At 27.5% G+C, this 353-nt stretch carries 1 protein-coding gene; it reads right to left on the reverse strand.

The features are described 5' to 3' along the window. Window positions 1-154: 154 nt before the first annotated feature. On the reverse strand, window positions 155-353 hold a 199-nt coding region (gene tnpA / locus KGF48_RS20790), incomplete at its 5' end, for an IS200/IS605 family transposase (RefSeq protein WP_227868506.1).

Genomic DNA, 353 nt, shown 5'->3' on the forward strand with positions numbered 1-353 from the left:
ATATCATTCTTTTTTATCCATTGTTTATGTTCAAAATAGTATTCTTTGGATAAGCTAACTATATGATTTCAACAATTAGCACTCTCTATTTGTTTTTCCCTTACTAATTCAAATTGTGTTCTAGTTAGGTTTAATTTTACTCTATGAGTTTTTATCATTTTTTCTTACTCCTAACTTGTTGATTCTCTACGTATTGTTTAACTACTTCTAAACTTACAGAACCAACAGTTCCTACGAAATAACTATTAGTCCACATACTAGGCATACTAGACTTTAAATGTTGGAAATTTTCTCTTAATACTCTTGAACTAAAACCTTTTAAACCTTTTACTACTTTATGGATTCCAAATTGT

Origin of the sequence: Clostridioides sp. ZZV15-6388 (assembly GCF_020657755.1) — a bacterium.
In the GTDB taxonomy this organism is placed as follows: domain Bacteria; phylum Bacillota; class Clostridia; order Peptostreptococcales; family Peptostreptococcaceae; genus Clostridioides.